Genomic DNA, 25676 nt, shown 5'->3' with positions numbered 1-25676 from the left:
TGGCCGCACACAATCCACGGCGTGGGCGTCGCGCGCCGCAGCAAGAACTGAATACGAAAGCTTTTCCGAAGATCGACCGTACATGACGCCCGCTTCACCTTCTGCCCCGATTCGCCCCTCCCGCAGCCCTCGTTGCTCCCGCCGCCCTGCCCGTGTTTCTTCGTACGCACGATTTTTTTCGCGTAGCGCCGCCGCTCTGTTCGCGTGTGCGGCACTCGTCTGCGCGGCGCCGGCGCAAGCGCGCAAGAAAACCGAGCATCCGTCCGTCAACGTCACGACCGTGCTGCCGCCCGCGGTAATGGCGGGCCTGCAGCGCGCGCATGTGCCGCTCTCGGCGATCAGCGTGGTCGTCGAAAAAGTCGGCGACCGCACGCCGATGCTCGCGCTAAACGCCGGCAAGCCGATGATGCCCGCATCGACGATGAAGCTCGTCACGACCTACGCAGGCCTGTCGATGCTCGGCGCCGATTACCGCTGGCGCACGACCGCCTATGCGGACGGCAACGTCGATCCGAACGGCGTGCTGCACGGCAATCTGTACATTCAGGGTACCGGCGACCCGAAGCTCGTGCCCGAGGAACTGATCGACCTCGTGCAGAAGATTCACAGCGCGGGCATCACCGGCATCGATGGCGCGCTCGTGCTCGACAAGCGTTTCTTCGATCCATCGACGCGCGACCTGCCCGCCTTCGACGACGACACCGAGGCGCCGTACAACGTCGGCCCGGACCCGCTGCTTTATGCATTCAAGTCGCTGTCGTTCACCTTGACGCCGTCGCCGGACGGCAGCGTGGCGATCGACGTACTGCCGGCGCTCGCGCAACTGCAAATCGATAACCGCCTGCACGCCACGGGCGGCCCGTGCCGCGGCACGCTGAACGCGCTCAATCCGATCGTCACGCCCGAAGGCGACGGCATCGTCACGGCGTCGTTCGACGGCAACTATCCGCTGCGCTGCGGCGATCGCACGATCAACATCGCGACGCTCGATCACTCAGCGTTTTTTGCCGGCGGCTTCCTCGCGTTATGGAAACAGACCGGCGGCACATTCAGCGGCACGACGCGCGAAGGCGCGGTGCCGGTCGGCGCGCGGCTCGTTGCCACGCACTTGAGCCCGACGCTGTCGGACATCGTTCACGACATCAATAAGTTCAGCAACAACACGATGGCGCGCAATCTGTTCCTGACAATCGGCGCCGTCGAGAGCAAGCCGCCCGCGACGCCCGCGAAATCGATCCGCGCCATTCAGTCGTTCATGCAGGGCAGCACGTTGCCGACCGAGTATCTGACGCTCGAAAACGGCTCGGGCCTGTCGCGCAACGAGCAGGTCACAGCGCTGTCGCTTGCCGATGTGCTGCAGTCGGCGAATGCGAGCCCGGTCGCGCAGGTGTTCGTCGATTCGCTGCCGATCGTCGGCGTCGACGGCACGATGCGCCACCGGCTGACGCGCGAGCCCGTCAACGGCAATGCGCATATCAAGACCGGCACGCTGCGCGATGTGCGTGCGATTGCCGGTTACGTCGCATCCGCCGACGGCTTCAGCTATGTCGTCGTGAGCCTGATCAACGATCCGCATGCGGAGGCCGCGCGCGCCGCGCATGACAGCCTGCTCGAATGGGTCTATCAGGGTCCGCAGGCGGCACTGACCGAATCGCTGGCCGAACCCGTTTCCGCGCCGGCTACCGAACCACGGCGCAGCAAGCTAAGGAAAAACCCGAAGCGCGGCGCGCATTGAGGAATCCTTCTAGCAATGCGTGCGCGCGTGCACCCATGAAGCGTGTACGCTGTCGGGCAGCGCTTGCTGTGGCTTGTTGCACGTTGCGGCTATAGCGCTTGTGAAAATCAAACTACAACGATCGCGCCGGCGGCAGCATGTGACGATGTGACGGCATGCGGTTGCGCGCACCGGGAGGGAGACGCCCATGCCATTCGATACACGACCGCTTGCGCATACCCTCGCGCTCGCCATTGCGCCGCTGCAGCCGGTATAACCGGGCAGCCTGCGCGATCGGCGTGGTTGCACTCAAGTATCCGCTCGACATGCCGTTCAACCAGACGAGCACGCAGACCCGAACCGGCTCTGCGATGACGCCCGCATCACTCGGCCGGCGCACCCACCTTGCGGCATAGGGCTGCCATGCCCACTACATAAACGAAAAGACCGGAGACGACATGAAGCACGCATCACAGCCATCCCGCCTGAGGCGCGCCGCGCAGATCGGTATCGCGAGCGCCGCATTCGCGGTGCTCGCCGCATGCGGCGGCGGCGACGGAGGCAACAACAACAACAACACCACCAACGCGAGCAGCGCGCCGGCGGGCGGCGTCAACCTGCAGGTCGTGTCGTTCGGCACGAGTCTTTCCGACGCCGGCACCTATTCGCCGGTCATCATGGCGAACTTCGGCGGCGGCCGCTTTACGACGAACCCGGGCGAAGTCTGGACGCAAAAGGTTGCCGAGTACTACGGCGGCACCTTGACGCCGGCTTATCTCGGCGGCTTCGGCCAACCGCTCGTCGCGTCGACGGGGCTCGACTACGCGCAAGGCGGTTCGCTCGTGATCGGTGCGAACGGCATCGGTCATGCGCCGGCCAACCTGCCTCCCTATGCGCAGGCGACGACGGTGCCGCTCGTGACCCAGGTACAGAACTACCTGTCCGCGCATGGCAGCTTCAATGCGGGCCAACTGGTGCTTGTAGAAGGCGGGGCAAACGATGTGCTGGTGGCGGCCGAGACCGCGCAAGCGACGATTCAGGCCGCGATCGCGCAGGGTGTCGACCCGACTGTCGCGACAACGCAGGCAGTCACCGCCCAGGCGACCTCGCTGGTCACGACCGCGCAGCAGATGGTGCAGCAGGTGATCGCGCCGATTCTCGCGGCGGGCGCAACCCATGTGGTGGTCGCGAATGTGCCCGATATCTCGGTCGCGCCGCTCGGTGTGAGTTCCGGCCCGTCGGGCCAGCAACTGTTCAAGACGCTCGTCGGCGCGTTTAACCAGTCGCTTGCGGGCACGCTCAGCGCAACGGGCCTGATGAGCAAGGTGATCTACCTGCAGACCGATCAGTGGATCGACAATATGGTGGCGAACTATCAGGCGAACGGCTTCACTGTGTCCAATACGGACACCGCATGCAAACTCGCCGCGATGCAGGCCGCGGCGCAGCAGTTCGGCGAATCGGATCCGAGCGCGTTTGCGTCGTCGCTGTTCTGCTCGCCGCAGTTGTACACGGTGCCAGGTGCGGACCAGAGCTATATGTTCGCCGATACGATTCACCCGACCACGCATTTGCATGCGCTCTTTGCGGCGAGCGCCGAGCAGGCCATCGCTGCGACGGGACTGGGGAAGTGATGCGTGGGGCGTCACGCGGCTGCCGATGCACGCGCCTCGCTGCGCGTGCGTTTTCGTTTTCGATGCCGGTCTACTCCGACCCGGACGCCTCGAACGCAGCCGCCGCTCGCCCAAGCCGATCGTTGACCGCGATCCACTCGATCGTATCCGGCAGCTTCTCGATCAGAATGCGTGTGACGTTCGCTCGATCGAGCGCGCGCAGCAGTCCGTACAGATCGCGCGCATACGCATGTGGATCTTCGGGTGCGGCAACGAAGTGCACGCCCTCGGCATCGGCCCAATGCCGCGCGCGCGACACCCGCGCGACCAGCGCGACACGCTCGCCGGCGTCGCGCGCGGCCGCGAGCAGCGGCTCGAGCGCGTCGAACGGCAACAGCGCGAGCGGCGTGCGCGGCGCATAGTGCGCCTTTAACGTCCCCGACGCGCGCGGCGCAGTGGCATCGGAGCCATCGGGCAGCCGCGGCCACTCGCCGAGCACGTCGGCGATGTCTTGCGGCGTCACGTGCCCGGGCCGCAGCAGCGCGGGGAAACCACGCGACAGATCGACGATCGTCGATTCGATGCCGACATTCGACGCTCCGCCATCGAGCACATGAATCGCTGAACCGAATTCGTCGCGTACATGCTGCGCGGTGGTCGGGCTCACATGACCGAAGCGGTTCGCCGACGGCGCCGCCACACCACCGTGTCCGCCACGGCGCGCGCTGAACGCGTCGAGCAGCGCCTGCGCGACCGGATGCGACGGACAGCGCAAGCCCACCGAATCCTGCCCGCCGCTGACCGCGGACGGAATATGCGCGGCGCGCTTCAGGATCAACGTGAGCGGGCCCGGCCAGAACGCGTCGGCCAGCCGTTGCGCAGTGGCCGGCCATTGCTCGACCCAGTAACGCGGGTCGCCGTGCGGCGCGAGATGCACGATCACCGGATGATTCGCCGGCCGCCCTTTCGCCGCATAGATGCGCGCGACGGCTTCCGGGTTTTGCGCGTCGCCGCCAAGACCGTAGACGGTCTCGGTGGGGAACGCCACGAGTTCGCCGGCATCGAGCAAGGCTGCAGCGTGCTCAATGTGCGCGGCGTCGATCGGCACGGCGCGAGGCTCTTTCAGTTGATCCGGCATGATGGAGAACGGCTTCAGCTCGTCGGAATATGCAGCAGCCGCGCGCAGTCGCGAGCGGCCGTGCGCGCTTCGTCGAGCGTTGCGGCGGTGAAATTCACGTGGCCCATCTTGCGGCCGGGACGCGCCTCTTCCTTGCCGTACAGATGCAAGCGAGCGGCCGGCATCGCGGCCACTTCGTGCCACGGCGGCGTCACGGCGCCGCCGGTATGCGCGGCCGCCTTCGCAGCACCGGCGCTTTTTGCATCCTTCGCGCTACCGGGAAACCACACGTCGCCGAGAATATTCAGCATGACGGCCGGCGAATGCTGGCGCGTGTCGCCGAGCGGCATCGCGGTCATCGCGCGCACCTGCTGCTCGAACTGGCTCGTCGCGCACGCGTCGACCGTGTAGTGGCCGGAGTTGTGCGGCCGCGGCGCCATTTCGTTCGCGACGAGCGAACCGTCTTCGAGCACGAAGAACTCGACGCACAGCACGCCGACATAGCCGAGCTTTTCGGCAATCTGCAGCGCCGCCTGCTGCGCCTGCGTGACGAGCGTCGCACTTGCATCGGGTGCGGGGACGATCGTATGCGACAGCACGCCGTTGCGATGCGTGTTCTGCGCAAGCGAATAGACGGCCGACCCGCCGTTCGCGCCGCGCGCAATCAGCGCCGACACTTCGAACTTGAGCGGCAGCCGCTTTTCGAGCACGCAGGCGACGCCGCCAAGCGACGCATGCGCCTGCCGCACATCGTCGGCATTGTTCACGCGCACCTGGCCCTTGCCGTCGTAGCCCAGCCGCGCGGTTTTCAGAATGCCCGGCAGCACCGCTTCGAGCGCAGCGTTGCTGATCGCGGCGAGCGCATCCGACGATTCGATCACCACATGCGGGGCAACCGGCACACCGGACGCGGCGATAAAGCGCTTCTCCGCGATGCGATCCTGCGCAACCGCGACGCAGCGTCCCGCCGGGCTCACGAACGTCGTACGCGCAAGGAAATCGAGGCTCGCGGCCGGCACGTTCTCGAATTCCGTCGATACCGCCGCGCACAGTCGCGCGAGTTCGGTCAGCGCCGCTTCGTCGTCGTAGGCCGCGCGCAGATGCTTGTCCGCGACCGCGCCGGCCGGGCTCGTTTCGTCCGGATCGAGCACGGCGACGCGATAGCCCATCGCCTGCGCGGCGAAGCAGAACATGCGGCCGAGCTGGCCGCCCCCGACCATGCCGAGCCATGCGCCGGGCAGAATCGGAGAAACCGGTGTGTTGTCAGAACTCATGTTGATGGTCGCTTCCGAATCCGATGGTTTCACAGCGCGGGCAGCACCATCGCATGCGCTGCCTGGTTCTGGCGCACGCGGAACACGGCGAGCTTGTCGGCGTATTCAGGCAGCGTGCCAGAGAGAATCGATACCGCGAACAGCGCCGCATTCGCCGCACCCGCTTCGCCGATCGCGAACGTCGCGACGGGCACGCCCTTCGGCATCTGCACGATCGAATGCAACGAGTCGACCCCCTTCAGATACTTGCTCGCCACCGGCACGCCGAGCACGGGCACCGTCGTTTTCGCAGCGAGCATGCCCGGCAGGTGCGCCGCGCCGCCCGCGCCGGCGATGATGGCGCGCAGGCCGCGCTCGCGCGCGCTTTGCGCATACGCGAACATCTCGTCGGGCATGCGGTGCGCGGAGACGACCTTCGCCTCGTAGGGCACGCCGAACTCCTGCAGCATCGCAACTGCCTGCTTCATCACGTCCCAGTCGGAGCTGGAGCCCATCAGCACGCCAACGAGCGGCGCGTCATGACTGTGAGGGCCGACTGCAGTGCCGGCGGCGGTTTGAACTTCACTCATGTTCTACGGATTCCTTCGTGCGTCCTTAAGCGAGCGTCTGCCCGGTCAGCCGCTCGAGCGCTTCGCGGTACTTGCCCGCCGTCTTCGCGACCACGTCGTCGGGCAGCTTCGGCGCCGGCGGTTCTTTCTTCCACGGCTGCGTTTCGAGCCAGTCGCGCACGAACTGCTTGTCGAACGACGGCGGGTTCGTGCCGACCTTGTACTCGTCGGCCGGCCAGAAGCGCGACGAATCCGCCGTCAGCACTTCGTCCATCAGGTACAGCTTGCCCTGGTTGTCGAGGCCGAATTCGAACTTCGTATCGGCGATGATGATGCCGCGCGTGGCGGCGAAGTCCGCCGCTTCCTTGTACAGGCGAATCGAGATGTCGCGGATCGTCGCCGACAGCTCGGTGCCGATGCGGCGTTCCATTTCGTTATAGGTGATGTTCTCGTCGTGATGGCCCATCTCGGCCTTCGCCGCCGGCGTGAAAATCGGCTCGGGCAGCTTCTGCGCGTTCTGCAAGCCCGGCGGCAACTCGACGCCGCAGATCGCGCCCGTCGCCTGATAGTCCTTCCAGCCGCTGCCGGCCAGATAACCGCGCACGACCGCTTCGACGAGAATCGGCTCGAGCTTCTTCACGACGACTGCGCGCCCCTGCACCTGCGCCACTTCGTCGGGCGCGACAACCGTTTCGGGCGCGACGCCCGTCAGGTGATTCGGCACGATGTCCTTGAGCTTGTCGAACCAGAAGTCGGCCATCTGGTTCAGCACGCGGCCCTTGTCCGGAATCGGCTCGCCCATGATCACGTCGAACGCCGACAGACGGTCGGTCGTGACGATCAGCAGCTTGTCATTGCCCACCGCATAGTTGTCGCGGACCTTGCCGCGGCCGAGCAGCGGCAGCGAGCGAAGCGTGGATTCATAAAGGGTAGACATCGTCGTGGCTCGTAAAAGTAGTGCTGAAAATAAGGTAAAAACACTGCCCTGACAAAAGCGCATTGCAAAGGGAAAACGCCGTTCCCCGGGGCAAGCGGGAACGGCGATGCAACTTCGAACTACACGGCACAGGGGGTAAACAGTGCTGCAACCTGCGTTGCCGCCCCCGCGCCTTTTAAAACCGCCTTAGCCCTGGCTTTAGCGAACAACCTGTGCAAGCTCGCCCGCCTTGTACCGGTCCGCCATCTTGTCCAGCGCGACCGGCTTGATCTTGCCGGCCTGACCTTCGCAACCGAACGCGACGAAGCGGTCCAGACACACCTTCTTCGCCGCTTCGCGCGCCGGCTTCAGGTAATCGCGCGGGTCGAACTTCGACGGATTCTGCGCGAAGTAGCGGCGGATCGCGCCGGTGATCGCAAGGCGCAGATCGGTATCGATATTGATCTTGCGCACACCGTGCTTGATGCCTTCCTGAATCTCTTCGACCGGCACGCCGTAGGTTTCCTTCATGTCGCCGCCGAACTCGCGAATCTCGGCCAGCAGTTCCTGCGGCACCGACGACGAACCGTGCATCACGAGATGCGTGTTCGGAATGCGCTCGTGAATGTCCTTGATGCGCTGGATCGACAGGATATCGCCGGTCGGTTTCTTCGAGAACTTGTACGCGCCGTGCGACGTGCCGATCGCAATCGCGAGCGCGTCGCACTGCGTGAGCTTCACGAAGTCGGCGGCCTGCTCGACGTCCGTCAGCAGTTGCTCGCGCGTCATCGTGCCCTCGGCGCCGTGACCGTCTTCCTTGTCGCCCTTCATCGTTTCCAGCGAACCGAGCACGCCCAGTTCCGCTTCGACCGTCACGCCGATCGAATGCGCCGCTTCGACGACCTTTCTCGACACGTCGACGTTGTACTCGTACGACGCCACCGACTTGCCGTCCGCTTCGAGCGAGCCGTCCATCATCACGCTCGTGAAGCCGCTGCGAATCGCCGCCATGCACACGGCCGGCGACTGTCCGTGATCCTGGTGCATCACGACCGGGATGTGCGGATACGACTCGACCGCTGCTTCGATCAGATGACGCAGGAACGGCTCGCCCGCATATTTGCGCGCACCCGCCGACGCCTGCATGATCACCGGCGAGCCGACCTGATCGGCCGCCGCCATGATCGCCTGCACCTGCTCCAGGTTGTTCACGTTGAAAGCCGGCAAACCGTAGCCGTTTTCAGCCGCGTGGTCCAGCAATTGACGCATTGATACGAGAGGCATTTGCTACTCCTTGGATTTCAAACGAAAACCTTGGCCCGCGGCATCCCTGCGTCGAAAGCGCAATTTTACGTGAAGCAGGCCGCGTTCCCGTGCGCACCGGACGAGCGTCGCGCGTCGTGCGTTCGACGCGCGCCTGCTGTGGGGTGCGCCGCCTCTTTCGGGACAGGCGGCCCGCCTCGCGATGCCGTTCTTACACCGCCGTCGTATTGCATGACGAACCGGCAGCCGGTTGCGGGCGTGATTCTTTTAAGTGTCGTTGCGGCAGCGCGTTCTTTTCCGCGCTACACTCGCGTCCCGCACGGTTGCCCGTGCGGGTTTCCTGCATCCTGCATCCTGCATCCTGCAATCAATCAGTACGGCTCGCCGACGCGCACGATCTTCAGCGTGTTCGTGCCGCCCGCCTGACCCATCGGCTCGCCGACCGTCAGCACGACCATATCGCCGCGCGCCGCATAACCCTTGCCGACCACCACTTCGAGCGCCTGCTGCAACGCGATGTCACGGTCGGTCGAGCTATCGAGATGCAGCGGGTTCACGTTGCGGTAGATCTGCATCGCACGCTCGCTGCCGATACGCGGCGTCAGCGCGAAGATCGGCACGTGCGTCCAGTGACGCGACATCCACAGCGCGGTCGAGCCCGACTCGGTCAACGCGACGATCGCCTTGGCGCCCAGGTGATACGCGGTGAAAAGCGCGCCCATCGCGATCGACTGATCGATACGCGTGAACGTGCGGTCGAGGAAATCGCGATCGAGTTCGACATGCTCGGACTTCTCCGCTTCGACGCAGATCGCCGCCATCGTCTCGATGGTCTGCACCGGGTATTTACCGGCCGCCGATTCCGCCGACAGCATCACCGCGTCGGTGCCGTCGAGCACCGCGTTCGCCACGTCGGACACTTCGGCGCGCGTCGGCACGGGCGCATGGATCATCGACTCCATCATCTGCGTCGCGGTGATCACGAACTTGTTCGAGTCGCGCGCCATCTTGATCATGCGCTTTTGCAGCGCCGGCACCGCCGCGTTGCCGACTTCCACCGCGAGGTCGCCGCGCGCGACCATGATGCCGTCCGACGCGTCGAGAATGCCTTGCAGCGCGGGAATCGCTTCCGCGCGCTCGATCTTCGCGATCATTTTCGGCTTGATGTTGTACGGCGCGCCCGCGATATTCGCGAGCTGGCGCGCCATTTCCATGTCGGTGGCGTTCTTCGGGAACGACACCGCGACGTAGTCCGCGCCGAGCGACATCGCCGTGCGGATGTCCTCCATGTCTTTCGCGGTCAACGCGGGCGCGGTCAGGCCGCCGCCCTGGCGGTTGATGCCCTTGTTGTTCGACAGATCGCCGCCGATCTTCACGACCGTGTGGATTTCGTTGCCGATCACGCGCGATACGTTCAGCACGATCAGGCCGTCGTTGAGCAACAGCACATCGCCCGTTTTCAGGTCGCGCGGCAGATCCTTGTAGTCGAGACCGACGCGCTCGTCGTTACCGGGCTCCTCGCAAGCCGCATCGAGAATGAACGTGTTGCCGGCGATCAGCGTGACCTTGCCGTTCTCGAACTTGCCGACGCGGATCTTCGGGCCTTGCAGATCGGCCATCAGGCCGACTTCGCGGCCGACCTGGCGAGCCGCTTCGCGTACGAATTCGGCGCGCTGACGGTGGTCGTCGGCCGTGCCGTGTGAAAAGTTGAGCCGCACCACATCGAGGCCTGCCTCGATCATTTGTTTCAGCGTTTCCAGCGTGCTGGAAGCCGGGCCGATGGTAGCGACTATCTTGGTGGCGCGATGCATGAGTCTCCTCGTGTGGGTTGAATCGCTGGGAAGTGCGCTTTGTGTCGGATGCGGAGGCTGCGCGCCGACGGTTACTACCGGGGCGATTGCGCCGTTCGTGCTGCTCGTCCTGCCGCGGATCAAAGGCGCGGCGGCCGGCATCGGCGTTGGATTGTCGGATGATGCCGCGCGGTGGGCCGCGCTATTCGTGTTCTGCGTGTTCTGCGTGTTCTGCGTGTTCCGGCTATCGCTATTGTGCGCCGGCGCAGGTGGCGCCGGCGTGTACGGCACCGCGGCGGTTTGCTGCGCGGGCCGGGCGTCCTTTGTCTTTGCTGCGCGCTCTCCTGCCGTTGATCCTGCACGCGACGAGGAGCGCGTTTTCCGCGTGGTACCGGAAGGAGAGCGTTGCGCCACGGTCAGGCCCGCGATTCGAGAACTTCCACGGCCGGCAGCTTCTTGCCCTCGAGGAATTCGAGGAAGGCGCCCCCGCCCGTCGAGATATAGCTGACCTTGTCGTGGATGCCGTACTTGGCAATCGCCGCGAGCGTATCGCCGCCGCCGGCGATCGAATACGCAGAGGACTTCGCGATTGCGTCGGCGAGCGTCTTCGTGCCGTTGCCGAACTGGTCGAACTCGAACACGCCGACCGGACCGTTCCAGACGATCGTGCCGGCCTTCCCGAGCTGCGCGGCCAGCGCCTTCGCCGTTTCCGGGCCGATGTCGAGAATCATGTCGTCATCCTGCACATCGGCGACCTGCTTGATTTCGGCCTTCGCGGTCGGGGCAAATTCCTTCGCCGTGACGACATCGGTCGGGATCGGCACCGATGCGCCGCGCGCTTTCGCCTGCTCGATAATCGCCTTCGCTTCTTCGACGAGATCCGCTTCGGCAAGCGACTTGCCGATTTTCAGGCCCGCGGCCAGCATGAACGTGTTCGCAATGCCGCCGCCGACGATCAGCTGATCGACCTTCTCGGCCAGCGATTTCAGAATGGTCAGCTTCGTCGACACCTTCGAGCCGGCGACGATCGCGACCAGCGGCCGCTTCGGCGCGCCGAGCGCCGTGCCGAGCGCTTCGAGCTCAGCGGCGAGCAACGGCCCGGCGCAGGCGACGGCCGCGTACTTCGCGATGCCGTGCGTGGTCGCTTCGGCGCGGTGCGCGGTGCCGAACGCGTCGTTCACATAGACGTCGCAGAGCTTCGCCATTTTTTGCGCGAGTTCGTCCGAGTCTTTCTTTTCGCCCTTGTTCGTGCGGCAGTTTTCGAGCAGCACGACCTGGCCCGGCGCCACGTTCACGCCGTTTTCCACCCAGTGCTGCACGAGCGGCACGTCGCGGCCGAGCAGTTCGGCAAGTCGCTTCGCGACCGGCGCAAGCGAATCTTCGGGCTTGAGCTCGCCCTCGGTCGGGCGACCGAGGTGCGATGTAACCATGACGGCCGCGCCGGCATCGAGCGCGGCCTGGATGCCGGGCACCGAGGCGCGGATGCGGGTGTCTTCAGTGATATTGCCCGCGTCGTCTTGCGGGACGTTGAGGTCGGCGCGAATAAACACGCGTTTGCCGGACAGCTTGCCTTCGGCGATCAGATCGGAGAGACGCAATACGTGGCTCATGGACATGTGTATGCGAGTTGATTGGAAGGCGGTTGGCGGACGCTGCGCAGGCGGTCAGAGGCGGCGGCAAGAACGGCGTTATCGTTGAAGAAGACGGTCGCGGCACGTGCTGTGGCTCTGCCGTGGCCCTGCTGTGGCCTAAGCGGCGGCCAGATTGCAGGCTGCCTGCGAGTGCTAGCGGGTCCACCGAAGGCTGCCATTTTAACCGATCCCCTCCCCGTTTCGATCCGCCCCCGGCTGATTGACAATATTCGGGAAACGCTGGTCCTCTACACTGCACGCGAGCTCCGCACAATTATTTTTTCGCCGACCTTTCACCGTTCGGCCTGCATGCACGACAAGGGCAACAGGCGCGACGGGCACACCGGCAGTCTTACAGCAGCAGCCTCAAGACCGTAAAAACCAGCATGCCGACAATAATCGTCTCGACCATGCTGCGACGCAGCAAATACCAGAGCAGGCCCGCGAGCGTCGCGTAGAAATCGTGATTCGTGAGCGCGAACGACACGCCTTCGTCCGTCACCAGCACGTCGGGCAGCACGACGGCGATCAACGCCGCCGCCGGCGCATAGCGGAGCATCCGCTGCACGCGCTCGGGCAGCACGGTGCGCTCGCCGCCGATCAGGAACAGCGCGCGCGTCAACGCCGTGACGAACGTCATGCCGAGAATCGCGAGCCAGATCTGCGCGGGGGTCATTGCGGGTCTCCGGCGCGGTTGCGGATGCGGCGCAAGTCGGCGCGCTCGACCATCAGGTCGGTCGCGCTGCCTGCCGCGATCGCCGCGATGACGGCGATCGGCAGCGCAAGCCGATACGGCAGATCGAACGCAATCAGCGACACGATGCCCGCGATCGCGACCGCCACGAGCGTCGAGCGGTTCGCGATTGCCGACATCATGATCGGGATCAGCGCGAGCGTGCCCGCAAGGCTCAAGCCCCAGTTGTCCGGAAAGAGGCTCGCGAGCACGATGCCGACGATCGACGACGCCTGCCACGATACCCAGCTCGCGACCGCCATGCCCCAGAAGAACGGCTCTTTGCCCGGCACGTAGCCGGTGGCGAACGCCTTCTTCTGGAATAGCAGGTAGATGATGTCGCCGTTGAAGTAGCCGAGCAGCAGCCGGCGCCATAACGGCAAATACGCGAAATGCGGCGCGAGCCCGGCGCTAAAGATGACGAAGCGCGTGTTGACCATCGCGGCCGTCAGCAGCACGGTCCAGATCGGCAGCTTGGCGGCAAGCAGGGGCAGCACCGCGAGCTGCGACGAGCCCGCGTAGACGAGCAGCGACATGCCGAGCGCCTGCGGCATTGTCATGACCGATTTGCTCATCGCGATGCCGGTGACGAGGCCCCACGAGAAGATCGCCATCAAGGTCGGGGAATAGGTGCGCAGACCTTCGTGAAAGGCGCGGCGATCGGGTTCGGACAGGCGAGCGGGCATCAGGAGGAAGGCGCCGGCGCGCCTTGCGGCGCATCGGCAAAAAAGCGCGACCGGGAGCTTGCAACCCGATGACGTATCAGAATTCATGTTATGCGTGCGCGGAATTATAGCGTCCGCTCCGCTCGGGAATGCCCGGTCCGTGTATAAAAGACGCTAAAATAATAGTCTTCGCCGCTTCGCGGGCATTGCGATCAGTCCATTTTCAGCCCAATTCGCAGTTCGCCCGGAGGCAAAGCTTCCGCAACCGCATCATTTCGAATCATTCGCTACAGCACCGCCCTGGAGAATCGTATGTCAATGGCCGACCGCGACGGCAAGATCTGGATGGATGGCAAGCTCATCGACTGGCGCGACGCCAAGATTCATGTGCTTACCCACACGCTGCACTACGGCATGGGCGTATTCGAAGGCGTACGCGCTTATAAAACGGCCGACGGCGGCACCTCGATCTTCCGTCTGAAGGAGCACACGAAGCGGCTCTTCAACTCGGCGAAGATCTTCCAGATGGATGTGCCGTTCGACCAGGAAACGATCTCGGCCGCGCAGCGCGAAGTCGTGCGCGAGAACAAGCTCGAGTCGTGCTACCTGCGCCCGATCGTCTGGGTGGGCTCGGAAAAGCTCGGCGTGTCCGCGCGCGGCAACACGATCCACGTCGCGATCGCCGCATGGCCGTGGGGCGCCTACCTCGGCGAAGACGGCATGACCAAGGGCATCCGCGTGAAGACGTCGTCGTTTACGCGTCATCATGTGAACGTGTCGATGGTTCGCGCGAAGGCGTCGGGCTGGTACGTGAACTCGATCCTCGCCAACCAGGAAGCCACGGCCGACGGTTACGACGAAGCGCTGCTGCTCGACGTCGACGGCTACGTGTCGGAAGGCTCGGGCGAGAACTTCTTCCTCGTCAACAACGGCAAGCTGTACACGCCCGATCTGTCGTCGTGTCTCGACGGCATCACGCGCGATACGGTCATCACGCTGGCGAAGGACGCGGGCATCGAAGTGATCGAAAAGCGCATCACGCGCGACGAAGTCTATACGTGCGATGAAGCGTTCTTCACCGGCACGGCTGCCGAAGTCACGCCGATCCGCGAACTCGATAACCGCACGATCGGCGCCGGCACGCGCGGCCCGATCACCGAGAAGCTGCAGTCGGGATTCTTCGATATCGTGAACGGCAGGAGCGCGAAGTACGCGCACTGGCTCACGAAAATCTGATTCGAGCAAACCTGAGCGGGCGCCGCGATTCGCTTTTCGAAGCCGGCCCGGTGCCCGGCATCCCGCATAAACGAGAAAGCCCCATGAGCGAAATCAAGGAAATGCCGCTGGTCGAACTGTCGGCAAAAGATCTGCCCGCTTACTGCCCGAATCCGGCGATGCCCCGCTGGAGCATGCATCCGCGCGTATTTATCGATGTCACGCACGGCGAAGCGCGCTGCCCGTATTGCGGCACGCGCTACAAGCTGCGCGACGGCGAAGTGGTCAAAGGCCACTGAAGCCGGCGGGTAGCGAGGCCGCGCTTGCGCTCGTGGAGGGCGTAAGCGTCGCTGGTTTGTATGGGTGCTGGTATGTGTCCTGCGCTGGTATGTGTCCAGGCGTGGGCGCTGTGTGGGCGTTGATGTGTGCACCGGTGCTGGTGCCAGTGCCTTTGTCACGACGCGCCGGTTGCAACGCGTCTTTCAAATTCATAACCCGAACGCCGCACGCCTCTAGCGCGCGGCGATTCTTTTCGACATCGGAACATTATCCTGATGCGTCGCGCGTTGGTTATCGCACCGAACTGGATCGGTGACGCGTTGATGGCGCAGCCGCTCTTTGCGCGCCTCGTGAAACTTCATCCGCGCATCGTGATCGACGCGGTCGCGCCCACCTGGGTGGCGCCCGTGCTCGAGCGGATGCCCGAGATCCGCGACGTCTACGCGACCGACCTCGCCCACGGCAAGCTGCAGATGCTGCGCCGCTGGCAGCTCGCAAGCGACCTGCGCGAGGTCGGCTACGACGCCGCCTACGTGCTGCCGAACTCGCTAAAGTCGGCGCTCGTGCCTTGGCTGGCGGGCGTGCCGCTGCGCATCGGCTATACGGGCGAGAGCCGCTACGGCTTGCTGAACGTGCGTCACGCGAATCCGCGCAAGGGCGAACGTCCGCCGATGGTCGGGCACTACGCCGCGCTCGCCTATGCGCCCGGCGCGAAGGTGCCCGACGATCTGCCCGTGCCGCGGCTCGACACCGACCTGAACGAAGCGTCGCGCGTGTCGGCGCGCTTCAACCTCGATACGCGCGTGCCGCTGCTCGTGTTCTGCCCCGGCGCCGAATACGGCCCCGCGAAACGCTGGCCGCCCGAACACTTCGCGGCGCTCGCGCAGATGGTCGGGCAGTCGTTCCCGTATACGCAGATTGTCGCGCTCGGCTCGCCGAAAGACGCGCCGATCGCCCAGGCCATCGCCGACCGCGCACCGAACGTGCGCAACCTGTGCGGCCAGACCGCGCTCGGCGAGGCGTGCGCGCTGATCTCGCGGGCCAACGCGGTCGTGACGAACGATTCCGGCCTCATGCACGTGGCCGCCGCGCTGCGCCGGCCACTCGTCGCCGTGTTCGGATCGACTGATCCGCGCCACACGCCGCCCCTGTCGGACCTCGCAAAGGTACAATGGCTGCATCTCGAATGCAGTCCGTGCTTCGAACGCGAATGTCCGCTCGGCCATCTGAATTGTCTGCGGCAACTGAGCGCAGAACAGGTATTTGACGATTTACGCGGTATGTTGATCGCGCAACGGTAAAAAACGCGCGATGCGGCGCGACGGCCGCGTAAATGCACGTAACCGCGCACGTAACCGCGCACATAACCGCGCACGCAGCAACGCTGCGACAGGTTTGCAACAGCGGTGACGTCCGCGAAGCTGCAGGGCTGCACGAACGGCACGTCATGTGCGCGTCTTGCGGCGCGGGCATGCTCGCGGTTGTCCGCGTGGGCCCAACCGGTGTAACCACTGCGGCCCGTCGATGCCCGTATGACCTGCAACCGCGCACGCCGCGCCTAACAGACTGACGAGCCATGCCACGTTTCGCCCACATCTTCGAAGCCGCTGCGGATACCCTCAACGCCTTTTACGAGGCAGTCGCGGAGGTCAACATCGAGAGTCTGATGGGCCTTTGGATCGACGAAGAGTTCGTTACCTGCATCTGCGCGGACGGCTCGCATCTGCATGGCCTGGAAAGCATCCGCGCGGGGCTGACCGCGCAACTCGAGGCGGAGCCCGTATCGATCGAGCCGCTCGACATTCGCGTATACGACAGTCTCGGCACGGTCGTCTATGCGATTGCCGAAGCGCACCGGCCCGCGAACCCGGCGGCCATGCCGTCGATGGTGTTCACCACCTATGTGATGGTCCACGAACGTGGCGAATGGCGCATAGCGCATATCCACGCGAGTGCGATGCCGAACGAAACGGCCACCCAGTTCGCTGCCAAAATGAGACACGGCCAGGGGCCTCTGCACTAAGCGGCGGCCGAGCGCCTCCCGTCAGCCGGTACCAGCATGAGCACGACGCACGACAAACACGTTTCCAGCACGCTAGACCGCGCCGCGGCGGCAGTCGAGGCAACGGTCGATGTGCTCTATCGCGCGCCGCTGTGGCTGCCGAACAGTCACGCGCAGACCATCGTCCCGGCGCTGTTCGGGCGCCGTCCCGCCGTGAACTACCGGCGCGAGCGCTGGGATACGCCGGACGGCGACTTTATCGATGTCGACTGGCTCGTCCACGATGCACACCGCCCGCCCTCCGACGACGCGCCGCTGTTCGTGCTGTTTCACGGGCTCGAAGGCAGTTCGACGTCGCACTATGCGCTTACGCTGACGGACGCCGCGCACCGGCGCGGCTGGCACGCGGTCGTGCCGCACTTTCGCAGCTGCAGCGGGCCGCTCAACCTGCTGCCGCGCTTTTATCACCTGGCTGATAGCGATGAAGTCGACTGGGTGCTGCGGCGGCTTGCCGATGCGCATCCGGGGCCGATCGTGGCCGCGGGCGTGTCGCTGGGCGGCAGCGTGCTGCTGCGCTGGCTCGGCGAGCGGCGCGAGGACGCCTCGTTCGTCGCGGCGGCGGCGGCCATTTCCGCACCGCTCGACGTGCATGCGGGCGGACGCGCGCTGTCGGAGGGCTTCGGCAAGGTCTACACGCGCAACTTCCTGAAAACGCTCAAGCAGAAGGCTCGGCGCAAATTCGAGCAATATCCGGGCATCTACGATCTGAACGCGATGCTCGCGAGCCGCACGATGTACGAATTCGACGACGTGGTCACGGCGCCGCTGCACGGCTTCCGCAACGCCGACGATTACTGGACGCGCGCCGCGACGCGGCCATGGCTCAGCGAAATCACCGTGCCGACGCTTGTGCTCAATGCGCGCAACGATCCGTTTTTGCCGGGCGCGGTGCTGCCGTCGCCACATGAGGTGTCGAGTGCGGTCGAACTCGATCAGCCCGCGCACGGCGGGCACGTCGGCTTTATGACCGGGCCGTTCCCCGGCAAGATCGACTGGCTGTCGCGGCGGATCTTCGGTTACTTCACGCCGCTCGTCGCTTAAGGCCACGCACGCATCATGGACGAAATCGTCAAACAGGCGCTCGCCAAATGGCCGAACGTGCCGCATTGCACCGGCTGGCTGCTGCTCGACCGGCGCGGCACGTGGCGCATGCGCGACGAGGCCGCGCAGGCGCGCGGCGCGCTCGGCGAGCCGATCCGGCATGTGGCGCTGATCGGGTTTATCAATCGCAATTACGAAAGCGACGCGCAGGGGCAGTGGTTTTTTCAGAACGGGCCGCAGCGTGTGTATGTCGAGCTCGTTTATACGCCGTGGATTGTGCGGTTGGCTGTTGATGATGAGGGCGGCGCGCTAACGCTTACCGATCATGCGGGGCAGCCATTCTCGCCTGCCGCGGCTTATGTCGATGACGAAGGCGGAGTGCTGTTTGTCGACGCTGCGTCGTCGGCACCTCGCGTGGCAACGCTTCATGATCACGATCTCGATCTGTTTTCCGAGCACGCCGAACTATCCGCGGATGGGCTGAGCGGCAGGTTCGATTGGCGTGAGGGGTACGCGTTGCCGTTGCAATCGGTGGCGCGGGCGGAGGTGGAGGCGCGTTTCGGGTTTGTCGCGAGTCCGGCTCGGCGGGCGGCGTCTGCGGGCGCCGCTCGTGCTGCAGGAGAGTCCGGCAACGCGTGACGCTTGCGCGACACGAGCAATGCGTCGCGCGGGCCGTCCGGCGATCAACTCTTCTCGTCTTCCCGTTCTTCCTTGTACCGCGCTTCGAATTCATGCAAGCGCGCGTCGATCGTCGAGAGCTCGTAGTAACCCGCCGTCTTGATATCGCGTGCTTCCTTCAGCTGGCGGATTGCCGACGGCCACGCGCCTTCGAGTGCGAACTGCTCGGCGAGCGCGCGGTGCTGCGTCAGCGCATCGCCGGTGCCGGCACTCGCCTGCGCGAGATAAAGCCACCATGCGGGCTGCTGCGGATCCGCTTCGGTCTCGCGCTGTGCCTGCGCTTGCGCTTCCTTGAAACGCCGCGCGGTAAGCAGCGTGCGCAGATGCATCTCGATCGCCGCATGCGACTGCGGCCAGCGGTCTTGCGCGAATTGCGCGAGGCGCAGCGCGTCGTCGTCCCGGCCGGCGCGGCGCGCGATGTCGGCCGCGAGCACATCGAGGCTCGGCGAACTGCGCGCGGTGCTGCCTTCGCTGCGCGCGCTCGAATCGAACGCCTGACGCGCTTTCGCCAGCGACACCACCGCATCGTCGTAGCGTTCGAGCAAGGTCTGCGCATAGGCGATGCCGTACCAGTTCGCGGCGACGTTCAGCGCCGTTCGATCTTCGATTTCGGAGCGCATCCGCACGATTTCGTCCGCGTACTCGCTGCGCGAATGGTCCTGCAGCACGCGCGAGCGTGCGCGCACGAAACCGTATTCGGGCGCCTGGTGCGGCTGCCGGTACCGCGAGCGGCGCGCGCGATCGGACATGTCGGCGATACGCTCGCCGGTCAACGGGTGCGTGCGCGCGTAGGCGGGCGCGCCCGCATCGCTCATCGCCGCGCGGTCGAGCCGCTCGAAGAACGACACCATGCCGTACGGATCGTAGCCGGCGCCCGACATCAGCTGGAAGCCGATGCGGTCGGCCTCGTGCTCGGCCGCGCGCGAAAAGCGCAGCTGGTTGTCGACCGCGTACGCCTGGCCGCCGAGCGCGATCGCGGTGCCGAGATCGCCGCTATGCGCGAGCACGCCGGCCAGCACGCCGAGCAGCGTACCCGCGAGCGCCGCATAAGTGCTCTTCTCGCTGGCGGTGATCATCCGCGCGATATGCCGCTGCAGCACGTGGCCCATTTCGTGGCCGATCACGCCCGCGAGTTCCGATTCGGTCTGCGTCGCGACGATCAATCCGGTATTTACGCCGATAAAGCCGCCCGGCAGCGAAAACGCATTGATCTGCGGATCTCGTATTGCGAAGAGGTCGAAGTCTGGCCGGTAGCCGCCGATGTATTGCGCGGTGGCCGCGGCGGCGAGTTTTCCGGACACCGAATTCAGATAGTCGCGCACCAGCCAGTCGCCGATATAGTCGGGGTCGCGCCGGACTTCGCGCATCACGCGCTCGCCGAGCTTGCGCTCGGCCTGCGGGGTCAGCGATCCGCCCGAGCCGTCGCCGAGGTCGGGCAGTTGCTGCGTCGAGATCGGCGCGCGCAAGCTCGAATTGCCGCCGACGTTGCCCGAGAAACGCGATTGCGCGCCGCCATAGGTGCCGAATATGCCCTGCGCGATATCGGGCGGCAGATCGGGGGACGCGTACTGTTCGAGAGGACCGGATTCGAGCGGCAAGCCCGTGCTCGCGGCTTGCGCAAGCAAGGGTTGCGGTGCGGCAAGCGCGACGGACAACAACGCGGCAAGAATCCGTTTCGAACGCATTGCTTGGTGCGCGATTTTCGCGTGGTTGAAGGAGCGGGACGAAGATCGCGGCCCGCGGCTTGTTCGCTTTTACCGCGCATATTCACTGCGCGGTCTGACTGCACGTGCTGCTGCTCATGTTGCTGCTTCCGCACGATTGTAACCAGCCGCCTACCCCATGGCGACCGTGCGAAGACAGGCGGCATATGGTCAAATTCTAGCGCGCGGCGCCAAGGTGCAATTCAGTGGACGGCACAATGCTGTTTGCCGGTGTTTTTGCCGGTACCGCTGGGTACTGTCGGTGCTGTTGGTATTGTTGGCACTGCACGTTGCGATAGCCGGCGCCCGATAGCCGGCGCCCGATAGCCGGCGCCAATCTGATAGCAAGAGGAGCGGAATACACCCATGCCTGAACTCACCCATTTCGACGCGGCCGGCCAGGCGCATATGGTCGATGTCGGCGGTAAAGAGGAGACGCAGCGCGTCGCGATCGCGCGCGGATCGATCAAGATGCTGCCTGACACGTTCGCGTTGATTCGCGGCGGCAATGCGAAAAAAGGCGACGTGATCGGCGTTGCGCGAATCGCGGCGATTCAGGGCGCGAAACGCACGGCGGACCTGATTCCGCTGTGTCACCCGCTTGCCTTGACGCGCGTGACGGTGGATTTCGAACTCGACGACACGCTGCCGGGCGTGCATTGCACCGCGCGAGTCGAAACGCGCGGACGGACCGGCGTGGAGATGGAAGCATTGACCGCGGTGCAAGTTGGATTGCTGACGGTTTATGACATGTGCAAAGCCGTCGATCGCGGGATGACCATCACCGACGTGCGCGTGCTGGAGAAGCATGGCGGGAAGTCGGGCGACTGGGTCGCGGCGGTTTGATCAACCGTCCTCGTTATCGTCGTCTTCGTCCTGGTTGATGTCCTTCGGCGGCGTTCCATACTTCTTCACGAGGTCCGCCTTGAAGCCGGCAAGCGTCTTCTGTTCGTCGCAAAGGCTATACAGCGAAGCCAGCTGCGACGGCCAGTCGTTGAGCTCTTCCGCGAATAGCTTCAGACGCTCGACGGTATCGAACGCACCCGGTATGTTGCCGTTCAATGCCTGCAGCACCGCATAGCGGCGCAACACGGTTTCTCCCGGCAGCAGCGCGATCGCCTGCTTGTGCATTTCGAGCTTGTACGGCAGGTTCGTGCCGTTCATCGGCAACAACGTCGCCATCCCATACTCGCCCCACGCGCCGAACAGGATCGACGGATTGGCCTCGTACTCCTGCGCCGGATGCGAGCCGTAGTACAGCACTTCCGCGCGGTTATAGTCGCGCAGCACCGGATAGAGCGCGGCAAGACCGAAGAACACGATGACCGAATAGACGCCGAGCGATACGCCGCCCGACACCCAGCGCAGCGGCTTCGTATCGAGCAGCCCGAAGATAAACATCGAGGGCAGCAGGAAGAACATGTATTGCTGCGGATACTCGACGAGCGCATGCATGACGAGCACGCCGATCATCGCAAGCCCGAACACGCGCGCCGCCGTATGCGGCGCGCGCAGCACACGGACCAGCCACGCAAACAACCCGAGCAGCACGATCGCGAAACCGATCACCCCCGTTTTCGCGAGCAGATCGATAAAGATGTCGTGCGAGTTATTCGCGATCTCGACGTGGCCCAGTTGACGCACGAAGTCGAACTGGTAGCGCGGAAACTCGCCCCAGCCGACGCCGAGCCAGGGATGGCCCTTGAACATCGTCCATCCGTATTTCCATAGCGCGAGGCGCGGCGCAATTTGCCCCGCTTCCCTGAAGCGATCGGCGGCCGATACCGCGAGGTCGAGGTGGTAGCGGACGTTCGCCCAGCGCACGACGACGTTGACAAGCACGAACAGCAACGCGAGCGCAAACGGAATCAGCCATTCCCGATCGCTGCGGCGACGCTCAGGGTGGCGGCGCTTCTCGGCAAACGCCATCCACCAGCCCGCGACCACGATCACGCCGGTTTGCAGCCACGGGCCGCGCGACACCGTCAGCGCGAGACCCAACGAAAATATCGCCGCCAGCACCGCCCAGACGATCACATTCAGACGCCGTGTCTGCACGAGGAACATCGCGCCCGCCATGCCGAATGCGATGCAAGTGGCCAGGTGATTCGCCTGCGCCATATTCCCGAACGGACGCCGGTCGACCACGATGTTGTACGCGACGACGAGCGGCGTGACCTTCGCTTCGAGATGAAACAGCTGGATCAACTGGCAGAACACGGCAAAGAGCGCACCGATGATCAGCGCACCCGCGCCGACGCATAACACGGTGTCGGTCAGCTCAGCGCGATTGAAACCGAAGCCGATATGCACCGCCATGAACGCGGCGAGCAGGAACCCCGCGCCGAGCCAGTTCATCGACGGTTGCGCGAGCGGCAGCGCGAACGTCTGCGCGATCAGCACGATGCCGAACCCGAGCGGCACGAGCGCCACCGCCGGCGAGCGGAACGGAATGCGCGGGCGCGATGTCCACGCCATCAGCGCAACCGCGGCGCCGGTCAGCAGGTACAGCGAGAGCGCCGTGAATTCCGCATAGAACGTCGGGATCGGGTATGTATGGTTGACGACCGCATACGGCAGGATCAACGCACAGACCAGCAGGAACAGCGAAAGATAGCGTGCAAAAGTCGTGGGCATGAGCAATGTGAGACGTCGGCAACCGGCGCACTATACAAAAGTTTCCTCCCGCTGTGCGCCGGCTGTGCCGAAATACGCCGATGGGATCAACTGACCATGGCGCTATTGCAAGAACCGTGCATCAGGCGCGGCATTCGGGCGGAGCGAGATTCGACGGCAGCGTCGCCGCCTCCGCAGGCAACGGTCCCGCGCCTGGCGCCGGCAACGACGAAACATGCTTTCCGCCCGCAAAACACTCCCATGTCAACGCGCCCGGCTGCGCGGCGCCTTTAATGAGGCCGACGCGCGCGGTAGGCGCATCCGCGTTGTCAGGCACGGACGGGACGAGCACCAGCGTGTTCGACTCGTCCGGCGCGACCCGGGCGGTGAACGCGACCGTGATCTGCCCGCTGTCGTCGTCGACGTGAATCGTCTTTACGTTGCGCGTGCCCGGCGGCGACGTGTAGCCGCCTCCGAATGCATTGCCGCTCGACGCGTTTTCCGCGACCGAGAGCCGCGCCGACGCGGCAAGCGACAAACCTTCTCCGACCCGGCTGCGCGCCAGATAGTCCTGATACGCGGGAATGGCGTACGACGCGATCACGCCGACGATCGCGAGCACGATCATCAGCTCGATCAGCGTAAAACCATAGGCCGCGTAGCAGGTACGCGCGAGCCCGGAGGTCCATTGCCATCGTCCGTCAGGCGGACCGAAGCGGCGGCGGGCAACCAGCGAAGACAGCGAAGCAAGTGAACAGGCAGCGACAGTGGCGATCATCAGCATAACTCCTCGAAACGAAAACGCCTGCCCCGGACATCAGGACAGGCGTGAAATCGTAGCGAGTTGCGACGCGCTAACCTAGTCAGCCGAACGGCATATATGCACGCCGCGAAATCTGCCGTAGAGTGGCCGCCGTGAACGCTGCAGGACACCGCTAGTGCGGCGAGTGGCTGGCGAGGCGCGCGTTGCGGCGCTTGACCAGATGGCCGGCAATCACCACAAACAGCGCGCAGGCGATGCTCATACCGTACTCGGCGGCCGGCGCATCGAGAACCGGCCAGCGGTCGCCGGCCGGATCGTTGATGATAAGTCCGCCCGCAATCCAGCCAAGCAGCGCGGCGCCGAGCGTGATGACCACCGGGAAGCGGTCGAGCAATCGCAACACGAGCTGGCTGCCCCACACGATCAGCGGAATGCTGACCGCGAGGCCGAAGATCACGAGCGCAATGCGGTGCTCCGGGTCCGCCTGCTCCGCCGCGCCGGCGATCGCGATCACATTGTCGAGGCTCATCACCGCGTCCGCGATGATGATCGTCTTGATCGCGGCAAGCAGCTTGTCGGCGGGCTTGATGGACGCGTGCGCGTCGTGAGCGGGCGCGAGCAGGCGCACGCCAATCCATAGCAGCAGCAGGCCGCCCGCGAACTTGAGCAACGGCACGTCGAGCAGCGCGACCGCGAACACGATCAGCACGACGCGCAGCAGGATCGCGCCGAGTGTGCCCCAGACAATGCCGCGTACGCGTTGGTCCGGCGGCAGGTTGCGGCACGCGAGCGCGATGACGACCGCGTTATCGCCACCCAGCAGGATGTCGATAACGATGATCTGAAAAACCGCGCCCCAATGGAGCGTTGCGAAGAAGTCGAGCATGAAAGCAGGATAGAAGGTTGCGGTAAGAGCGGGCGACAAAAAAGCGAGGGAGCGGCGCTCTCTCGCTTTTTAAGACGGGCACGGCGTCTTACGAAAGAATTTCGTAAGAGTAACAAAAAAATACGCCGGCGTACCTGGGAGGTACGCCGGCGTATCGGTGCAAAACGCGGGTGTAAAACGCGGGTGTAAAGCGCGAAGGTGAAACGATGAACTGTCTGGTGAAGCCTTAAGCGCGAAACCGGGCGCCTTACAGCACCGACTTCAGAAGACGCGCCATCTCCGACGGGTTCTTCGTCACCTTGATGCCGCAGCCGTCCATGATCTCGAGCTTCGCTTCAGCGGTATCCGCACCGCCCGAGATCAGCGCGCCTGCGTGGCCCATGCGCTTGCCCGGAGGCGCCGTCACGCCGGCGATAAAGCCGACCACCGGCTTCTTCATGTTGTCCTTGATCCAGTGAGCGGCGTTCGCTTCGTCCGGACCGCCGATCTCGCCGATCATGATGACCGCATCGGTATCCGGATCGTCGTTGAACATCTTCATGACGTCGATGTGCTTCAGACCGTTGATCGGATCGCCGCCGATACCGACTGCCGACGACTGGCCAAGGCCCAACGCCGTCAACTGACCGACTGCTTCGTACGTCAGCGTGCCCGAACGCGACACGACGCCGATGCGGCCCTTGCGGTGAATGTGGCCCGGCATGATGCCGATCTTCAGTTCGTCCGGCGTAATCGTGCCCGGGCAGTTCGGTCCGAGCAGCAGCGTCTTGCGGTTTTCGCGGCGCATACGGTCCTTGATCTCGATCATGTCGCGGACCGGAATACCTTCGGTGATGCAGATCGCGAGATCGAGATCGGCTTCGACCGCTTCCCAGATCGCCGCTGCGGCGCCTGCCGGCGGCACATAAATGACCGACACGGTCGCGCCGGTTTCCGACTTCGCTTCCTTGACGCTTGCGTAGATCGGAATGCCTTCGAAGTCTTCGCCGGCCTTCTTCGGGTTCACGCCCGCGACGAACGCTTCGCGGCCGTTTGCGTACTCACGGCATGCGCGCGTGTGGAACTGACCGGTCTTGCCGGTGATGCCCTGCGTGATGACCTTCGTGTCTTTGTTGATCAGAATCGACATGTATTGACCTCTGTTCGTTTGGCTTCGCGTCGCCTGCGCC

The 25676-nt window shown here is 64.7% G+C and carries 23 protein-coding genes; 9 read left to right on the top strand and 14 right to left on the bottom strand.

Features of this window, described 5'->3' with window-relative positions:
* Positions 1-82 precede the first annotated feature (82 nt).
* The gene (gene dacB, locus ACYPXD_RS00490) at positions 83-1735 is read left to right on the top strand and encodes a D-alanyl-D-alanine carboxypeptidase/D-alanyl-D-alanine endopeptidase (protein ID WP_459706218.1); all 1653 of its coding nucleotides are present in this window, start codon (positions 83-85) and stop codon (positions 1733-1735) included.
* Positions 1736-2172: 437 nt separating this feature from the next.
* Complete coding sequence (locus ACYPXD_RS00485) at positions 2173-3348, top strand: SGNH/GDSL hydrolase family protein (protein WP_459706216.1); 1176 nt, start codon at positions 2173-2175, stop codon at positions 3346-3348.
* 70 nt (positions 3349-3418) lie between these two features.
* Here the strand turns inward: ACYPXD_RS00485 and ACYPXD_RS00480 are convergent, their stop codons facing one another.
* The 9 genes from ACYPXD_RS00480 to ACYPXD_RS00440 all read right to left on the bottom strand — a co-directional run bounded on the left by ACYPXD_RS00480 (position 3419) and on the right by ACYPXD_RS00440 (position 13285).
* Positions 3419-4465: an L-threonylcarbamoyladenylate synthase gene (locus ACYPXD_RS00480; protein ID WP_459706214.1), complete on the bottom strand. Its 1047-nt coding sequence runs from the start codon at positions 4463-4465 to the stop codon at positions 3419-3421.
* A gap of 14 nt (positions 4466-4479) precedes the next feature.
* Complete coding sequence (locus tag ACYPXD_RS00475; protein ID WP_459706212.1) at positions 4480-5718, bottom strand: 5-(carboxyamino)imidazole ribonucleotide synthase; 1239 nt, start codon at positions 5716-5718, stop codon at positions 4480-4482.
* Positions 5719-5747: 29 nt separating this feature from the next.
* Positions 5748-6287 carry a 5-(carboxyamino)imidazole ribonucleotide mutase gene (gene purE / locus ACYPXD_RS00470; protein WP_459706210.1) on the bottom strand — a complete coding sequence of 180 codons (540 nt, stop codon included), beginning with the start codon at positions 6285-6287 and terminating at the stop codon, positions 5748-5750.
* Positions 6288-6312: 25 nt separating this feature from the next.
* Positions 6313-7203, bottom strand: a complete 891-nt coding sequence (locus ACYPXD_RS00465) for a phosphoribosylaminoimidazolesuccinocarboxamide synthase (RefSeq protein WP_459706208.1) — start codon at positions 7201-7203, stop codon at positions 6313-6315.
* A gap of 198 nt (positions 7204-7401) precedes the next feature.
* Positions 7402-8466 (bottom strand): class II fructose-bisphosphate aldolase, encoded by a 1065-nt coding sequence (gene fba / locus ACYPXD_RS00460; protein ID WP_459706205.1) that lies wholly within the window; start codon positions 8464-8466, stop codon positions 7402-7404.
* A gap of 350 nt (positions 8467-8816) precedes the next feature.
* Positions 8817-10256, bottom strand: a complete 1440-nt coding sequence (gene pyk / locus ACYPXD_RS00455) for a pyruvate kinase (RefSeq protein ID WP_459706203.1) — start codon at positions 10254-10256, stop codon at positions 8817-8819.
* A 395-nt stretch (positions 10257-10651) separates the two neighbouring features.
* Positions 10652-11845, bottom strand: a complete 1194-nt coding sequence (locus tag ACYPXD_RS00450) for a phosphoglycerate kinase (protein ID WP_459706416.1) — start codon at positions 11843-11845, stop codon at positions 10652-10654.
* A 373-nt stretch (positions 11846-12218) separates the two neighbouring features.
* The gene (locus ACYPXD_RS00445; RefSeq protein ID WP_459706201.1) at positions 12219-12542 is read right to left on the bottom strand and encodes an AzlD domain-containing protein; all 324 of its coding nucleotides are present in this window, start codon (positions 12540-12542) and stop codon (positions 12219-12221) included.
* The gene (locus tag ACYPXD_RS00440; RefSeq protein WP_459706199.1) at positions 12539-13285 is read right to left on the bottom strand and encodes an AzlC family ABC transporter permease; all 747 of its coding nucleotides are present in this window, start codon (positions 13283-13285) and stop codon (positions 12539-12541) included. The genes ACYPXD_RS00445 and ACYPXD_RS00440 overlap by 4 nt, the downstream gene beginning before the upstream one ends.
* 291 nt (positions 13286-13576) lie before the next feature.
* On the opposite strand from ACYPXD_RS00440, the gene ACYPXD_RS00435 reads away from it, so the two are divergent.
* From ACYPXD_RS00435 to ACYPXD_RS00410, 6 genes are all read left to right on the top strand, one after another.
* Positions 13577-14500: a branched-chain amino acid transaminase gene (locus ACYPXD_RS00435; RefSeq protein ID WP_459706197.1), complete on the top strand. Its 924-nt coding sequence runs from the start codon at positions 13577-13579 to the stop codon at positions 14498-14500.
* 83 nt (positions 14501-14583) lie between these two features.
* Positions 14584-14778, top strand: a complete 195-nt coding sequence (locus ACYPXD_RS00430) for a zinc-finger domain-containing protein (protein WP_075155855.1) — start codon at positions 14584-14586, stop codon at positions 14776-14778.
* A 255-nt stretch (positions 14779-15033) separates the two neighbouring features.
* A complete protein-coding gene (gene waaF, locus ACYPXD_RS00425) occupies positions 15034-16059 on the top strand; it encodes a lipopolysaccharide heptosyltransferase II (RefSeq protein ID WP_459706195.1) in 1026 nt (341 codons plus the stop codon).
* A 275-nt stretch (positions 16060-16334) separates the two neighbouring features.
* Complete coding sequence (locus ACYPXD_RS00420; RefSeq protein ID WP_459706193.1) at positions 16335-16781, top strand: nuclear transport factor 2 family protein; 447 nt, start codon at positions 16335-16337, stop codon at positions 16779-16781.
* A 36-nt stretch (positions 16782-16817) separates the two neighbouring features.
* Positions 16818-17861 (top strand): hydrolase, encoded by a 1044-nt coding sequence (locus ACYPXD_RS00415; protein WP_459706191.1) that lies wholly within the window; start codon positions 16818-16820, stop codon positions 17859-17861.
* Positions 17862-17876: 15 nt separating this feature from the next.
* On the top strand, positions 17877-18500 hold the full coding sequence (locus ACYPXD_RS00410) for a DUF2946 family protein (RefSeq protein WP_459706189.1): 624 nt from the start codon (positions 17877-17879) through the stop codon (positions 18498-18500).
* Positions 18501-18544: 44 nt separating this feature from the next.
* Here ACYPXD_RS00410 and ACYPXD_RS00405 read toward each other — a convergent pair whose 3' ends face one another.
* The gene (locus ACYPXD_RS00405; RefSeq protein WP_459706187.1) at positions 18545-20224 is read right to left on the bottom strand and encodes a M48 family metalloprotease; all 1680 of its coding nucleotides are present in this window, start codon (positions 20222-20224) and stop codon (positions 18545-18547) included.
* Between the two features lie 384 nt (positions 20225-20608).
* Here ACYPXD_RS00405 and moaC point away from each other — a divergent pair, with 384 nt between their 5' ends.
* Positions 20609-21088, top strand: a complete 480-nt coding sequence (gene moaC, locus ACYPXD_RS00400) for a cyclic pyranopterin monophosphate synthase MoaC (protein WP_459706184.1) — start codon at positions 20609-20611, stop codon at positions 21086-21088.
* On the opposite strand, the gene ACYPXD_RS00395 is transcribed toward moaC, so the two are convergent.
* From ACYPXD_RS00395 to sucD, 4 genes are all read right to left on the bottom strand, one after another.
* Complete coding sequence (locus ACYPXD_RS00395; protein WP_459706182.1) at positions 21089-22879, bottom strand: PglL family O-oligosaccharyltransferase; 1791 nt, start codon at positions 22877-22879, stop codon at positions 21089-21091.
* 121 nt (positions 22880-23000) lie between these two features.
* Positions 23001-23636, bottom strand: a complete 636-nt coding sequence (locus ACYPXD_RS00390; RefSeq protein WP_459706180.1) for a pilin — start codon at positions 23634-23636, stop codon at positions 23001-23003.
* A gap of 157 nt (positions 23637-23793) precedes the next feature.
* A complete protein-coding gene (locus ACYPXD_RS00385; RefSeq protein WP_459706178.1) occupies positions 23794-24507 on the bottom strand; it encodes a TerC family protein in 714 nt (237 codons plus the stop codon).
* Between the two features lie 247 nt (positions 24508-24754).
* Complete coding sequence (gene sucD / locus ACYPXD_RS00380; protein ID WP_459706176.1) at positions 24755-25636, bottom strand: succinate--CoA ligase subunit alpha; 882 nt, start codon at positions 25634-25636, stop codon at positions 24755-24757.
* Positions 25637-25676 lie beyond the last annotated feature (40 nt).

Source organism: Paraburkholderia sp. 2C, assembly GCF_054589215.1.
This window is presented reverse-complemented; position numbering and strand designations above follow the sequence as displayed.

What these genes read in the sequence shown, in the direction of transcription:
- dacB (WP_459706218.1), top strand. Translation starts at nt 83, where the DNA reads ATGACGCCCGCTTCACCTTCTGCCCCGATTCGCCCCTCCCGCAGCCCT.
- ACYPXD_RS00485 (WP_459706216.1), top strand. Translation starts at nt 2,173, where the DNA reads ATGAAGCACGCATCACAGCCATCCCGCCTGAGGCGCGCCGCGCAGATC.
- ACYPXD_RS00480 (WP_459706214.1), bottom strand. Translation starts at nt 4,465, where the DNA reads ATGCCGGATCAACTGAAAGAGCCTCGCGCCGTGCCGATCGACGCCGCG.
- ACYPXD_RS00475 (WP_459706212.1), bottom strand. Translation starts at nt 5,718, where the DNA reads ATGAGTTCTGACAACACACCGGTTTCTCCGATTCTGCCCGGCGCATGG.
- purE (WP_459706210.1), bottom strand. Translation starts at nt 6,287, where the DNA reads ATGAGTGAAGTTCAAACCGCCGCCGGCACTGCAGTCGGCCCTCACAGT.
- ACYPXD_RS00465 (WP_459706208.1), bottom strand. Translation starts at nt 7,203, where the DNA reads ATGTCTACCCTTTATGAATCCACGCTTCGCTCGCTGCCGCTGCTCGGC.
- fba (WP_459706205.1), bottom strand. Translation starts at nt 8,466, where the DNA reads ATGCCTCTCGTATCAATGCGTCAATTGCTGGACCACGCGGCTGAAAAC.
- pyk (WP_459706203.1), bottom strand. Translation starts at nt 10,256, where the DNA reads ATGCATCGCGCCACCAAGATAGTCGCTACCATCGGCCCGGCTTCCAGC.
- ACYPXD_RS00450 (WP_459706416.1), bottom strand. Translation starts at nt 11,845, where the DNA reads ATGAGCCACGTATTGCGTCTCTCCGATCTGATCGCCGAAGGCAAGCTG.
- ACYPXD_RS00445 (WP_459706201.1), bottom strand. Translation starts at nt 12,542, where the DNA reads ATGACCCCCGCGCAGATCTGGCTCGCGATTCTCGGCATGACGTTCGTC.
- ACYPXD_RS00440 (WP_459706199.1), bottom strand. Translation starts at nt 13,285, where the DNA reads ATGCCCGCTCGCCTGTCCGAACCCGATCGCCGCGCCTTTCACGAAGGT.
- ACYPXD_RS00435 (WP_459706197.1), top strand. Translation starts at nt 13,577, where the DNA reads ATGTCAATGGCCGACCGCGACGGCAAGATCTGGATGGATGGCAAGCTC.
- ACYPXD_RS00430 (WP_075155855.1), top strand. Translation starts at nt 14,584, where the DNA reads ATGAGCGAAATCAAGGAAATGCCGCTGGTCGAACTGTCGGCAAAAGAT.
- waaF (WP_459706195.1), top strand. Translation starts at nt 15,034, where the DNA reads ATGCGTCGCGCGTTGGTTATCGCACCGAACTGGATCGGTGACGCGTTG.
- ACYPXD_RS00420 (WP_459706193.1), top strand. Translation starts at nt 16,335, where the DNA reads ATGCCACGTTTCGCCCACATCTTCGAAGCCGCTGCGGATACCCTCAAC.
- ACYPXD_RS00415 (WP_459706191.1), top strand. Translation starts at nt 16,818, where the DNA reads ATGAGCACGACGCACGACAAACACGTTTCCAGCACGCTAGACCGCGCC.
- ACYPXD_RS00410 (WP_459706189.1), top strand. Translation starts at nt 17,877, where the DNA reads ATGGACGAAATCGTCAAACAGGCGCTCGCCAAATGGCCGAACGTGCCG.
- ACYPXD_RS00405 (WP_459706187.1), bottom strand. Translation starts at nt 20,224, where the DNA reads ATGCGTTCGAAACGGATTCTTGCCGCGTTGTTGTCCGTCGCGCTTGCC.
- moaC (WP_459706184.1), top strand. Translation starts at nt 20,609, where the DNA reads ATGCCTGAACTCACCCATTTCGACGCGGCCGGCCAGGCGCATATGGTC.
- ACYPXD_RS00395 (WP_459706182.1), bottom strand. Translation starts at nt 22,879, where the DNA reads ATGCCCACGACTTTTGCACGCTATCTTTCGCTGTTCCTGCTGGTCTGT.
- ACYPXD_RS00390 (WP_459706180.1), bottom strand. Translation starts at nt 23,636, where the DNA reads ATGATCGCCACTGTCGCTGCCTGTTCACTTGCTTCGCTGTCTTCGCTG.
- ACYPXD_RS00385 (WP_459706178.1), bottom strand. Translation starts at nt 24,507, where the DNA reads ATGCTCGACTTCTTCGCAACGCTCCATTGGGGCGCGGTTTTTCAGATC.
- sucD (WP_459706176.1), bottom strand. Translation starts at nt 25,636, where the DNA reads ATGTCGATTCTGATCAACAAAGACACGAAGGTCATCACGCAGGGCATC.